Raw genomic sequence first — 12,458 nt, 5'->3', positions numbered from 1 at the left:
TCGCGCTCTAGCGGGATGGCACCACGCTGGGCGTCATCACCTCTGGCCAGACGGTCTCCAGTGCGTCGCGCGTCGTCGGGCGTCCGCAGAATTCGCAATTTAGCAGGCGTGGCCGCTTACGCCGCACGCGCGCGTGAGGCGGCGCCCAGGGGCTCAGAAAGAGATAGTTCCTACCGTCCTGAAAACGCCTCCCGGTTTCGAAGCGCGCAAGTTCTAGGGCGAGCAGTGCGCCCGCGAGGCTCGATACAAAGGCGAAAGGCGCAAGAACCTGTTCGCCGGTCGGCAGTAACAGGGCTTGCTCGCCACACAGCTCCCTGAAGAGGCTTTCGAAGGCCTTTCCCACCAGCGTGGCTTCATCGAGGCCAGTGTGCTTTGCCGCAAGGACACCGGCAATGCGAGCATCAATGCGCTCATTCGAGATCACGTCGTCGAGTTCAAGCCCGAGACCCGCGGCAATATCACGGGCGCGCGCAAGCTCGTCAGGAATGTGAGGATAGATGCAGCTCAGACAGGCATGAAGGTTCGGCTGCCGATGTGAATGCACGATGACCTCACTGGTTCCGGTTGTGGAAGCGTCAAGGACTTCAAGCGGCAGGTTATTCTGAATGGAGCGCCGAGCAGCCCGGCTGTCCGTGCCGACGATCACGCGGCGCACACGGCTTTGCTCCGCAACGATCTCCTGAAAAGTGCCGATGTAGGGCTTCAATGTCAGTCCCGGAAAGTCAGGCTGGGCGCGCGCAGCGAGAGTGTCGGCTTTCGGACCGGTGTCGCCATCCTTGAAGTAAAGACACCGGTTAGGATTGCCGGCACCGACGACCTTGGGATCGGCAATCGTTAGCTCGCCAGAGATCGCGAGGTGCCTTGCCGCGCGCAAGAAGCCGTTGCCGACGGCTCCGGCGCCGGCCAGCACAGTGTCGTGAAGACGAACCGGGGTCGCGAGCACGTCGCGGGTCGCCCCGAGGGCTTCGAACCGGATGACGAACGGATCAGCCGACGACGCTTGCTCGATCCCCTCGACTAAGGCGCTGAGGGCAACGGAGGCCGTATAGCAGCCCGCAATCATGCGCTGAATCCCGTGCAGATCAGCCGGGGCTCCTGCAGCTGAGTGGAGCGGCTGTCGGGAGACCGACACGCGGTCCGCTTCGATCGTAACGTAAAGACGCGTGCCCGTGCTTTGGCGCGGTTCGGCATGGACCACGATTTCAAGGTCGCAGCGATCCGGTTGTGGCGTATGGGTAACCGTGCGCTCCAGCTGCGCCACCAACTCATCCGCGAAAAGGGCTGCCTCGCCGGCTCCGGCGGTGACACAGAAGCTTTGCGCGAGGCGTGCGACTGCCTCGTCCTCGCCAATGCCGAGGATGCGCGCGAGCATCCGGCTGTTTTCCTGCGCGGGGGTGATCACCATGAAAGTTCCAAATGCCTCGGGAGATCATGGGGCGACACGGGAAGCCAGCGGTCGTCTGCCGAGAGCCGAAAGGTCGCGGTCTCTTTGAGAAAGCTCTCTGCCGTCACCCCTCGGGCGAAGTAGGGCACGACAACGGAGAGCGCTCCCTCGTGCCTGACGATCGCCCAGGCGTCGTCGGCCTTCGAATGAAACGCCAGCTGCGGATGCGAATGAACCTGCGCGGCCAAGGCGAGTTTTTGGGTGCGAAGGTGTGCCATCAATGCAGTCATACTGGATGGCGGGATGCGGAACACATCTGCTCGTGCGGTGTATTCGGGAATGAAGGCTTCGACGATCACGGCGCCCTGGACGGGGGGGCGCTTCGCAAGCCAAAGCACCACGCCTTCGGTGCCGCGTTGCCCGGCGTCGCGAAGGCTAGCGAGCGTTTGCTCGATCAATCCGGCTGGACAACGCAAAGAGGTCATTTCACGTCCCGGCGCCAAACGCCAACCAACTGCATGAGGATGCCGACGATACCCATGCCGTCTTGGCCGCGGTAGTTTTCCCAGCGGTCATTCACGTGGCTCGAATGCGTGTGGTATTCGCGCGCTCCTCGCATGCAGATGAACGGTCCTCCCTGGGATGAGTGCGGTCCGCCGTTGAAGACACCGCCCGGCAGAGGATCGGTCCACTGTTGGCCATCTGGCTTCAGGATTGTGATCGCGGGCGGCAGTTCGTCGAAGCTGTCGCCGCGAAGGCGAAACCGGATCGGCTTGGTGTGCTCAACCGTCACGTCAAGGACGGGATAGTCGCGCGTGTGCACGATCAATTTCTGGCGCGCGGCGAAGCTGTCGGTGAGCACCGCCACGTCGTGTTCAAAATTGGCTTTTGCGAGAGCCTCATGCACCGCCGCCGCCCTCATGCTTGTGATACTCGATCTCCACGATGCCGCTGAGGTGCTCCTGCTTGAAGGTCTTGTGCGGGTCAAGCTTCCGGCCATCGACCTTGGCCACCCAGTCCGACGTATTGGTGATTTTGAGCTTCTCGGCGGCGGCCTTCAACACCTGCTCGATGACGGTGGATTCGGGCTCGCGCCGGAAGTCGTCCTCGTCGGGGTAAATGCCAACGGGCGTGATGACCGCCACGGCGACATCGTGCCCCTTATGTTTGTCGGCCTCCTGCGCCTGGTCTGATACTGCCTGATCCATCCATCTCTCCTTCGGTTAGATGCCGAATCTCTCAAGGCGACTCGGCGGATGACGAGTTTATAAACCCGGCAGGCTTAATTGGCAATAATACAAACATGGTAGACCTGCTCGATGTTTGCCACATTGACATTCCCGCGGGACAGCCTATGCTGCTGATGAATTCCGTTACAGAATCAGCGAGATAATGTCGCAAACTTTCAATGAAGAACTCGGCCGCCGCATCCGTGCGGCGCGCGAAGGGAAACTGACTCAAGCAAAACTCGGTGAGCTGGTTGGGCTTTCGCGCACCGCCATTACAAATATCGAATGTGGCCGCCAGCGCCTGCTCGTCGACCAACTTGTTCAAATTGCTGATGCGATTGGTATTTCGACGTCGGCGCTCCTTCCGCCCGACGGAGATGAGCGCAGGCAGCAAGGGGACGCGCGGATAACAGCGATGCCGACTGTCCAGCAATGGATCACTTCGGTGAAGAAAAGTGCTGCACGGGATCGAACATGAAGATCCTTCGTCCCCGCTACGCCAAGATCGACGCGCTCGTCACGGAGCTTTTGCGCAAATATCAGATCAAGGCACCGGCCGTGCCGATCGAGGACATTGCCCGCGGCGAAGGCGCAACAATCGTCGTCCGTCAGTTCAACAACGAAGTTTCAGGCCTTCTGCTTCGGGAAGGAAGTTCAGCGATTATCGCTGTTGAAAAGAATCAGCCCCCCACGCGCAAGCGATTTACGGTCGCACATGAATGCGGACATCTGATGCTGCACCATGGTAAAGAGGTGCGGGTCGACACGGCGTTTCGGGTTAACTTGCGTTCGCCTGAATCTTCGACTGCTGAAGACGTTGAGGAGATCGAATCCAACGCCTTCGCCGCCGCCATCTTGATGCCGGAGGCGTTTCTACGAAAGGACATTGACGGGCTCGTCTTCGACATCGACGACGAGGAGCGCGTGAAAACTCTCGCCAAGCGCTATCAGGTTAGCGCGCAAGCCATGACGATCCGCCTTGTAAACCTTCTGTCGCGCGGCCGCCTTTGATGATCTGGCGATTCCTCGCCGCAATTTATCAATGGTTGAGATCACTCTTCGGTCGGCAGCCCATGCCGAGCGTAGGGCCAGGTGACCGATACGTTCGTATCGCGCGTTTTGACCGGGTGACGACCGATCCGCCGCGGATGCACTGGGCGGCATGTCATCCCTCGGTACTCAAGCGCTTTAAAGCCTCTATGACCTGCCCAAATGGTCATGGCCTAACACTCGGTGGCCATACGGTGGCGGCCGATGGAACCGTTCACCCGAGTGTCGTTTGTCCCGCGGATGGCTGTTCCTTCCACGAGTTCGTCAAGCTCGACCGGTGGTCATCTGGAGAGGTGCATTAGCCGCAAGCGCTCGGCAGATGTTTTTTTCGTAGCGGGGGGATGGTCGCGCCCCCTCGACCAGAATTATGATTTTCGTTCTCTGCCGACTGGCTAGCTTTTGTTAGAAACCTTATCAGTTGCAGAACTGAGTCCGCTTGCGGTCAACCTTATTAGTCAGAAGCGAGTTCGGCTCAGAACGATGCTTCGCGAGCGATGCACTTTCAGAGCAAACGTCGTCGATTTATCGCGGTCGCTTTCAGGAGAAAACCTCGCCGATGCGGCATGGTGTGAAGCTGGCATCGTCGCTGTTCTGCCGTTGAAGCGGCGTTCGGTTGTCTGGCGTGAGATCTCATTTCGCCCGGGCTCATGGTCGAGCTCGATTCGCATTAGCTGGCGCGGCGTTCAGGCACGCAAGCAGGTGATCAAGGCCGCCTTGTTTCAAGGTGCTAGGCGACATCAACGAGGTCGAGCGCTTGTTCCTCATCATCATGCAGCAGTCGGAATATTGATGACGACGCTCGAACTAGGACAAATCGCCGTTGAGGTCGTGAAGAAGGATATTAAGAATATCCATCTCAGCGTTTATCCACCTGCTGGCCGCGTGCTCATCTCCGCGCCGCACCGGAGCCGCTCGCGAATATCTCGGCCGTGAAAGCCACTACTTATGGGGCAAGCGCTATCTTTTGCGCGTCATCGAGAAGGATGCACCGTCATCGGTGGCGCTTCAGCACAGCCGCATGGTTCTCGCCGTTCGGCCCGGCACCAGCGAGGCAAAGCGCGAGGCCATTGTGGCGGAGTGGTATCGGGAGCAGCTGAAAGAGGCCGTCGAGGCGCTAATCGAAAAATGGGAGGCGCGCCTCGGGGTCAAGGCACAGCGGCTCTTCGTGCAGAAAATGAAAACAAAATGGGGAAGCTGCAACACCTTCTCAAAGAGCATTCGGCTCAACACCGAATTAGCCAAAAAGGCGCCTGAATGCTTTGAGTACATCCTTGTGCACGAGCTGCTGCACCTCATCGTGCGCCGCCATGACGATCGCTTTACCGGCCTTCTTGACCGGCACCTACCTCAATGGAAGCACGCCCGGGATGTGCTCAACGCGGCCCCGTTAGCGCACGCCGATTGGACTAAGCGTTCGTTCTTTCGAGAGAGGGCGGGGCTAGAAGCCATCGGCCGCGGTGCTGTAAAACACGTATCTTTTCATGAGGTTACCCTGACGGGGGCTCGGCTAAGGCGCGAAGTCACCCAGCGCATGCTATCGCGTGCAATGCGCCAGAGCCGCAGCTTTCGCTAGAACCTGCCTGTAAACGCCATTACCATCCGGCTATCCTGCTGAGGTCCTTTCGCAACTTGGGGCGACATGCCAGTTCCGCTTCGCAAACAAACGGCAGATGGAACGCTGTACCAGCGCCGGCTCGACATCGAGCGGAGCCTCGGCGAGCTGTTCCAGCTCTCACGCTCCGAGCTTGGGGAACGCTGCAAGATCAACGATCCAGGCGATCCCGCCTATCTTCCCCCCGAATGCCTATTGCACTTGATTCGAGCCTGCCGCTCGGACAATTCCGACCGCTTCTTTGAATCGACATTCCGTGCGCTGCGGCAGCGGCTCCTCGCTCGCATGCCTAACCCGGATATTCTGGGGCGAGTCGATAGAAAACCCCTAGCGTCCCAGCGAAATCTTAAAATTCGAGAGTATGTCATGGACCGCTTCATGGGCATGCTGGTGAAGGACCGCGCCGGATACGACGAGCGCTTGGACTACTTCGAAGTCAATTTTGATGGGGCACTGGCCACGCTACGGCTCGATGGCCGCAAGAAGGCGTTCCGGGAGGAGAAGCGTTCCGAACCAATGACTTATGACGACGAAACGACCGAGCTGAACGCCGAAATCGAGGAGGCAGCCGCAGCACAAAATCCTCTCTCTGACTCAAAACTTGACGATCCCGCTTACCGGTCGCGGCTCTATGCAGCGATTGACTCCTTACCAGACGACCAGCGTCGCGTGATTGATCTACTGCTGCGCGGGTTCCAAATCGATTCAAAGGAGCCAGGCGTGCAGACGATCGCCCAAATCATTGGGTGCGTAGAACAAACCGTTCGCAACCGCCGCAACAGAGCTTACGTCGCGATCAGGAAGACGCTTGGTGAGGAACAGACATGAGCGCCATAGATTCTGAAACCAAACGCGAGAATGTCCTCCTCGCCTTCTCCGTCGAGCCCTTGCATGACAAGGCGACGGTCGAGCGCTACCTCGCACTCTATCCGCAGTATGCGGAGGATTTTATCGATCTCTTGGGCGAGCTGAGGAGCCCGCCAGCGCTCCGGAGTGACGTCGTGGACGACGAGGATGCCGTTCAACGCGCGTGGAAGACGCTCACGGCAGTATCACCGCCGGGCCTCGATTCAACATCCTTCGCTAACCCCTTTGCTGGCTTCACCGGGCCAAGCTTCGTGGCGCTGGCAAAAGGACTTCGTATTCGCCGTTCCATCCTCATAGCGCTACGGGATCGCCTCATTGACGCGTCATCTATCCCGGCTCCATTCTTGAACCGGCTCGCACATGCAACACAATTTCCCGCCGAAAAGCTTCGAGCCTACCTTAATCTGCCGGCAATCGTTTCCGCCGGCGCCAGCTACAAGTCCAATGAAAAACCTACCGCGCCGGCGAAAATTGATTTCACACAGCTCTTGGATAACTCGGGCATCAGCGCCGATGAGAAGCGCGACATTTTCACATCGACGGAATAATGGACAACCTCGAAATCACGCGCCGTACCGCCGAAGGCCTGCATCTCGCGGCCGTCCAAAAAGGCGCTGATCCGCAGCGTCCTTACGAATTTGTACGGAACGAAGCACTGCGCCGTTCCATCGAGGTTGAGAAGCTCCCGAAGGGTGACGCGCGGTTGCGCGGTGCGCGGGCTTCTTACGATCCGAGCGCCTTGACGATCCTTCACGAAGATACTGGCGATGTATTTCTTGACGCATTCCTCGTCGCCCATGAGCTCGGCCACGTGGAATTCGGTGGAGCTCACGAAGCCGCGTCATCTTTCGAGGTAGATCCCACGCGCTCCGCGGAAGCCGCACCAATCGGCGTTGATCGCGTCATCGATTACGGACGCCGCGAGCGCCGAGAAGTTCAAATGGACCTCTTCGGACGTGAATTTCTTCTGCCGCGCTCAGTCGTTCGCAACCTGCATGTTCAGGAACAGTTGACCGCCGGCGCCATCGCGGATCGCTTCGGTGCCCCGTTTGCGGTAGTCGCGCAGCAGTTGCTTGATGCCACGCTTCTGCCGCCGGTCGCCTCCAGCAAAGAGGACCGGACCGAAAAGCCTTTGAACGAAGAGCAGCAAGTCGCCGCGGAACACTGGGGTTCGCCCTACCTCCTTGAAGCGGGACCGGGCACGGGAAAAACGCAAACGCTAGTAGGCCGGGTCGAATGGCTGTTAGAGCACAAGAAAATTCCACCCGACCAAGTCCTGGTACTGACCTTCTCGAACAAGGCAGCCGGCGAACTTTCGGACCGCCTTGCCGCGCGCCGGCCCGAAGCCGCAGCGGCGATGTGGATCGGCACGTTTCACTCCTTTGGGCTCGACGTCATTCGCCGTTTCCATGAGCGGCTGAAGCTACCCGCGAATCCACGGTTGATGGACCGCACCGAGGCAATTGATCTTCTCGCAGATCGCTTTCCGCAGCTCGATTTACAGTACTATCGAGATGTATGGGACCCATCGATGGCGCTAAGCGACATCCTTTCCGCAATATCGCGAGCCAAGGATGAGGTGGCGTCACCGCAACGTTATGCTGAGCTTTCCGATGCCATGCACGCCGCCGCCGCGACGGTGGAAGCGAAGGAAGCGGCCGGGAAATGCCAGGAGGTTGCCAAAGTCTACGCCGCGTATGAAGCGCTCAAGGAGGAGCGGCGTTGCCTCGATTTCGGTGACCTCGTCGCCGTGCCCGTACGCCTGATCGAAGGTGACGAGGAAGTCCGAACGCAACTCCAGGCGCGCCACCGCTATGTTCTGGTGGATGAATTTCAGGACGTTAACCGAGCCAGCGTGCGCCTCCTGAAGGCGCTTTGCGGAGCTGGAGAAAACCTTTGGGTCGTGGGAGACGCCAAGCAATCCATTTACCGGTTCCGCGGCGCGTCCTCCGTGAACATCGCGCGATTTGCCAAGAACGACTTTCCGGGAGGCAAGAGCGGGCGTCTCAAAGTCAACTACCGGTCCTCCGAAGAGATCGTGAACGCGTTCGTGGCATTCGCCGCCCATGACATGAAAGCGGCAGCCGGAGCCGATGTCAGCTTGGAAGCCAAGCGCGGACCTTCCGGGTTCAAGCCGGACTACCGGGCAGTCGATGTGGCTCCGAATGAAATCGTCGCCATGGCTGAAGCCATTGAGGCGCACCGGGCAGCGGGCGTAAATTACCGCGATCAAGCGCTTCTTTGCACAGGCAATGAGCGTCTCGGGCGCATGGCGGCGGGACTGGAAAGCTTGGGCATACCCCTGCTGTACCTCGGCAGCCTATTTGAGCGCGATGAAATCCAGCAACTGCTGTCTTTTCTTTCCCTGCTCATCGACCGCCGCGCCATGGGGCTCACGCGCATCGGAACCATGAAGGATTTTCCACTCACGCTCGCGGATGCAGCAGCGATCATCGCGCATCTCAAGGATAACGGCGCCGAAGCCCTTGCATGGTTAAACGGTCCGCCCATCGCAGGCGTATCCGCAGCGGCTGCGCCGACACTTGTCCATCTGCGCTTGGCGCTGGATGGCTTTGGCGTGTCGTCCGACCCATGGGATGTGCTGGTGCGGCTTCTGCTTGATCGCACACGGCTCGCGGCCGACATCGCAAGCTCCGACGCGATAGCGGATCGCACGCGCGGGGTCGCGACCTGGCAATTCATGAACTTCGTGCGGGCCCAGCCCGCCGCAGCTGGGTTACCCATCGCGCGATTGCTGGACCGGATACGCCGCCTTGTCTTGCTGGCCGACGAGCGGGATTTGCGTGAGTTGCCAACCGCGGCACAAAGTATCGATGCCGTGCGGCTTATGACGATCCACGGCAGCAAGGGCCTCGAGTTCCGGGCCGTTCACCTGCCCGGCATGAATGCCGACACCATTCCGCGTTCGCCCAATCATGTGCGCGGATGCATTCCACCCGATGGCTTGATTGAAGGTGTAGAGGGCACCGGGCTTGAAATTCTTAAAAACGGCCACGTTGAAGAACAAGAGTGCCTGTTCTTCGTCGCCCTTTCACGCGCGCGTGACCGCCTGACGCTCTACTCGCCGACGCGGACAATGAACAACCGGCCTCGCGGCCGTTCGGGCTTCCTTGACCGGCTTGGGGGCACGCTCGCCACCATGAATCTCAAGACCGTGCGCGCGCTGCCAGTCTCAGCCGATGATGCCCCGATCACCATGTCGTTTCCGTCAGGGATCGTTCTTTCCGATCACCAGCTCGCCCTCTTCCAGCGCTGCCCGCGACGCTTCTTCTATACCCACATTCTTGAAATCGGCGGCAGAAGACGCGAAACTTCATTCATGCAGATGCACGGCACCGTGCGGGAGGTCATCGACTGGTTGACCCTCGATCCTGCATCGACAGCGGCACAATCCGAGATCGAGGCGCGCCTTGCAGAAGCATGGGATGCGCAGAAGCTCGGCGATCACGGCTACTCCGATGATTACCGGCGAATTGCCAGGCAACTGATCGGCTTCTTTTTGTCTTCACGGGACGGGTATGCCCGTTCCGCACCGTCGGTCATGCGATTTCCCCTGGGCAGCAGCGAAATCATCGTTCGCCCTGACGACGTACTGACAGCCCAGGATGGAAGGCGGCACGTGCGGGCGGTTCGCACGGGGCACGCCGGGTCCAAGGATCTTGAGAATGTCGCCGCGGCGGTGTTCACTCTCGCAGCGCACAAAACCTTCCCGGGCTGCATTGTAGAATTCGTCCACCTCGGCGATGCCACCGTTCAGGCGGTATCGATGACCCCGCGTGTGCTGGGAAACCGGCAGACCACCGCCGAGGAGATGATAGGTGAAATCCGGGCCGGCCGGTTTCCGCGAGAGGATTCCCCGCGCACCTGTCCCCGCTGCCCGGCTTTTTTCATATGCGGCCCGGTCCCAGCCGGCACGCTGGAAAAAAAGTTCAGCTTCTAGCGCGATCGGCTTACCGGTCGCCTTTTCTCCCATCGATTGACCTCTTGAAGGCAGGCGCAGGGCCAGGCCTTCCGGCGGGCCGCATGGCCGCCGGACCTGCCGGGGCGCGCCCCGGCAGGGCGACCTGTCAAAACCTATGAGGTTACTAAAATGAGTGTTGCTGCAACCAAGCGTGCCCCGATCGGCACGAAGGCCCGTACCGGTGAAATCTGCCCCGAAAGTGGCGTGTGGAAGGTCGAGGGCTCGCCGAGCACGACCGCTCCGATCGCCAAGGGCAACCGCATGCCGCCCTACGACGGCAAGGCCGTCACCTGGGTGCTGACCCAGTACGCCTGAACTGAGCGCCCGCTTCGGCGGGCGCTCGCCCCTTTCTCGAGGAGATACACATGACCAACAATGACGGCCGCGGCGCTGACCACGGCGACCAAGGCCAGCAAGGCTCGGGCACCAACGAAGGTTCGAACGGCCAAGGCCATGACGATCAGTTCACGATCGTCGTCAACGGCCGCTCGAAGAAGTGGACCAAGGACAAGATCAGCTACGACGAACTCGTCGCGCTTTCGGGCCTGCCGCTTCCCGAAGGACCCAACCCCGGATTCACGATCACCTACCACAACGGGCCGGACCATTCGGACGGCACGGTGGTTCCCGGCCAATCGGTGAAGGTTCGCAACGGAATGATCTTCAATGTCACACCCACTAATCAGTCGTAGCCCAGACCTGACGAAGCTGCTGGAAGAGGGGTACGAGATCGAGATCGCCTCGCCTCATCTCCTCGTCCGCAGCGTCCCCTACGTAAACTGCGCCGGCAAGGTGAAGCGCGGCATACTGGTCGTGCCGCTCAACCTCAACATTGACGTGACGCTGCCGCCGAACACGCATGTCGTGATGTTCGCGGGCGAGTTTCCTTGTGACCAGAACGGCAAGCCCCTTGAGAAACTCCGCCACGGCGAGAACAAGACGGCGATCTCCGCCGATCTGGTGACGCGGTACAGCTTCTCTAACAAGCCGCCCGGAGGATACCGCGATTACCATCACCTCGTGACGATCTACGTTGCGAACATTTCCGGTCCTGCCGCCATTCTCGATCCGAACGCCACCCCGCGCACGTGGCAGGTTGTCGAGAGCCACGATCCCGATTCCGTGTTTCTCTATCCCGATACGGCTTCCAGCCGCGCCGGTATCACGAATGTCGCGCGCAAGCTGGAATTGCGCCGCATCGTCATTGCCGGTCTTGGCGGCACCGGCTCTTACGTGTTGGACCTCACGGCGAAAACGCCGGTGCATGAAATTCATCTCTACGACGGCGACCGCTTCGGCCAGCACAACGCGTTCCGGGCACCCGGTGCAGCCTCGATCGCGGACCTCAAGGCGCGCCCATTCAAGGTCGATTACTTCGCCGGCATCTACGCCCGCATGCGCCGGGGTGTCGTCCCTCATCCTTATCACCTGACGGCAGATACTGTCGCCGAACTGGATGGCGCAGATTTCGTGTTCATCTGCATGGATCCGGGTAAAGCCAAGGAAGCCCTTATCACGCGGCTGGAGCAAAGTGGCATTCCCTTCATCGATGTCGGCATGGGCCTTGAAATCACCGATGAAGACACGCTGGTCGGCCTCATTCGCACGACGGCCAGCACGGCGGCAAAGCGCGACCATGTGCGCGGCAATCATCGCATCTCATTCGAAGGGGACGGCAACGACGTCTACAACAACATCCAGGTTGCCGACCTGAACGCGCTTAATGCGGCCCTTGCCGTGATCAAGTGGAAGAAGCTGTTCGGCTTCTATGCGGATCACGCGCGCGAGCATTTCAGCGCCTACGCCATCAATTGCAACGCTCTTGTGAACGAAGACAAGCCATGACACGCCGCACATCGCTACGACCTGCCTTCGTGCAGTATGTCCCCGAAACACTCGAAGAGGGCGTTGTCTACATCTCGCCGGAGAACCGCACGGTTGCTCATCTCTGTTGCTGCGGTTGCCGCAGCGAGGTCATGACACCACTCGATCCCACTCAGTGGCGACTCATCTATGACGGCCGCGTTTCCCTCGATCCGTCCGTGGGTAGTTGGAATTTGCCGTGCAGGTCGCATTACTGGATACGCGGTAACGCCGTGCAATGGGCTGAGCCCTGGACTGACGCCCGCATCGCGGCGGCCAGAAATGCACAACGGCAGCGGACTGCGCAGCACTACGCACCACCGCAAGCGCAGCCAGCGGCGCGTGAAGTTGCGCCACCAAAGCCACCGAAAGGGCTGTGGGAAAGGTTGTTGGCATGGCTCGCACGATAGGGCCTTTCCATGCACCGGACCCGTCCCGTGCCAAAACAACCTGTGAATTCTACCACTTGCC

15 protein-coding genes are annotated in these 12,458 nt (G+C 60.0%); 11 read left to right on the top strand and 4 right to left on the bottom strand.

Annotation, left to right across the window (positions count from 1 at the left end):
• Positions 1 to 7 precede the first annotated feature (7 nt).
• Genes ACKWRH_RS10760 through ACKWRH_RS10745 form a run of 4 tightly spaced genes read right to left on the bottom strand, consistent with a single transcriptional unit; the run spans position 8 to position 2,592 of the window.
• Positions 8 to 1,405, bottom strand: a complete 1,398-nt coding sequence (locus ACKWRH_RS10760; RefSeq protein WP_445220492.1) for a ThiF family adenylyltransferase — start codon at positions 1,403 to 1,405, stop codon at positions 8 to 10.
• The gene (locus ACKWRH_RS10755; protein WP_445220491.1) at positions 1,399 to 1,869 is read right to left on the bottom strand and encodes a Mov34/MPN/PAD-1 family protein; all 471 of its coding nucleotides are present in this window, start codon (positions 1,867 to 1,869) and stop codon (positions 1,399 to 1,401) included. Before ACKWRH_RS10755 ends, ACKWRH_RS10760 begins: the two co-directional genes overlap by 7 nt.
• Positions 1,866 to 2,306, bottom strand: a complete 441-nt coding sequence (locus ACKWRH_RS10750) for a putative metal-binding protein (RefSeq protein WP_445220490.1) — start codon at positions 2,304 to 2,306, stop codon at positions 1,866 to 1,868. The genes ACKWRH_RS10755 and ACKWRH_RS10750 overlap by 4 nt, the downstream gene beginning before the upstream one ends.
• On the bottom strand, positions 2,284 to 2,592 hold the full coding sequence (locus ACKWRH_RS10745) for a hypothetical protein (protein WP_445220489.1): 309 nt from the start codon (positions 2,590 to 2,592) through the stop codon (positions 2,284 to 2,286). Before ACKWRH_RS10745 ends, ACKWRH_RS10750 begins: the two co-directional genes overlap by 23 nt.
• A 184-nt stretch (positions 2,593 to 2,776) precedes the next feature.
• Here ACKWRH_RS10745 and ACKWRH_RS10740 point away from each other — a divergent pair, with 184 nt between their 5' ends.
• The 11 genes from ACKWRH_RS10740 (at position 2,777) to ACKWRH_RS10690 (ending at position 12,397) form a co-directional block, all read left to right on the top strand.
• Entirely contained in the window at positions 2,777 to 3,091 is a 315-nt protein-coding gene (locus tag ACKWRH_RS10740; RefSeq protein ID WP_445220488.1) for a helix-turn-helix domain-containing protein, read from the top strand.
• Positions 3,088 to 3,624 (top strand): ImmA/IrrE family metallo-endopeptidase, encoded by a 537-nt coding sequence (locus tag ACKWRH_RS10735; RefSeq protein ID WP_445220487.1) that lies wholly within the window; start codon positions 3,088 to 3,090, stop codon positions 3,622 to 3,624. Before ACKWRH_RS10740 ends, ACKWRH_RS10735 begins: the two co-directional genes overlap by 4 nt.
• A 519-nt stretch (positions 3,625 to 4,143) precedes the next feature.
• Positions 4,144 to 4,596 (top strand): hypothetical protein, encoded by a 453-nt coding sequence (locus ACKWRH_RS10730; protein WP_445220486.1) that lies wholly within the window; start codon positions 4,144 to 4,146, stop codon positions 4,594 to 4,596.
• Positions 4,502 to 5,236: a M48 family metallopeptidase gene (locus ACKWRH_RS10725; protein WP_445222369.1), complete on the top strand. Its 735-nt coding sequence runs from the start codon at positions 4,502 to 4,504 to the stop codon at positions 5,234 to 5,236. Before ACKWRH_RS10730 ends, ACKWRH_RS10725 begins: the two co-directional genes overlap by 95 nt.
• A 66-nt stretch (positions 5,237 to 5,302) precedes the next feature.
• Entirely contained in the window at positions 5,303 to 6,103 is an 801-nt protein-coding gene (locus tag ACKWRH_RS10720) for an RNA polymerase sigma factor (RefSeq protein ID WP_445220485.1), read from the top strand.
• On the top strand, positions 6,100 to 6,690 hold the full coding sequence (locus ACKWRH_RS10715; protein ID WP_445220484.1) for a hypothetical protein: 591 nt from the start codon (positions 6,100 to 6,102) through the stop codon (positions 6,688 to 6,690). Before ACKWRH_RS10720 ends, ACKWRH_RS10715 begins: the two co-directional genes overlap by 4 nt.
• Positions 6,690 to 10,103 (top strand): UvrD-helicase domain-containing protein, encoded by a 3,414-nt coding sequence (locus ACKWRH_RS10710; protein WP_445220483.1) that lies wholly within the window; start codon positions 6,690 to 6,692, stop codon positions 10,101 to 10,103. The genes ACKWRH_RS10715 and ACKWRH_RS10710 overlap by 1 nt, the downstream gene beginning before the upstream one ends.
• 150 nt (positions 10,104 to 10,253) lie before the next feature.
• Positions 10,254 to 10,439, top strand: a complete 186-nt coding sequence (locus ACKWRH_RS10705) for a hypothetical protein (protein WP_183233601.1) — start codon at positions 10,254 to 10,256, stop codon at positions 10,437 to 10,439.
• A gap of 50 nt (positions 10,440 to 10,489) precedes the next feature.
• Entirely contained in the window at positions 10,490 to 10,816 is a 327-nt protein-coding gene (locus tag ACKWRH_RS10700; RefSeq protein ID WP_445220482.1) for a multiubiquitin domain-containing protein, read from the top strand.
• Positions 10,791 to 11,969 (top strand): ThiF family adenylyltransferase, encoded by a 1,179-nt coding sequence (locus ACKWRH_RS10695; RefSeq protein WP_445220481.1) that lies wholly within the window; start codon positions 10,791 to 10,793, stop codon positions 11,967 to 11,969. The genes ACKWRH_RS10700 and ACKWRH_RS10695 overlap by 26 nt, the downstream gene beginning before the upstream one ends.
• Positions 11,966 to 12,397, top strand: a complete 432-nt coding sequence (locus ACKWRH_RS10690; RefSeq protein ID WP_445220480.1) for a DUF6527 family protein — start codon at positions 11,966 to 11,968, stop codon at positions 12,395 to 12,397. Before ACKWRH_RS10695 ends, ACKWRH_RS10690 begins: the two co-directional genes overlap by 4 nt.
• Positions 12,398 to 12,458: the final 61 nt, after the last annotated feature.

The sequence above is a fragment of the Bradyrhizobium sp. Pa8 genome, assembly GCF_052588265.1.
The sequence above is the reverse complement of the archived record's forward strand: the minus strand, read 5'-3'. Positions and strand labels throughout refer to the sequence as shown.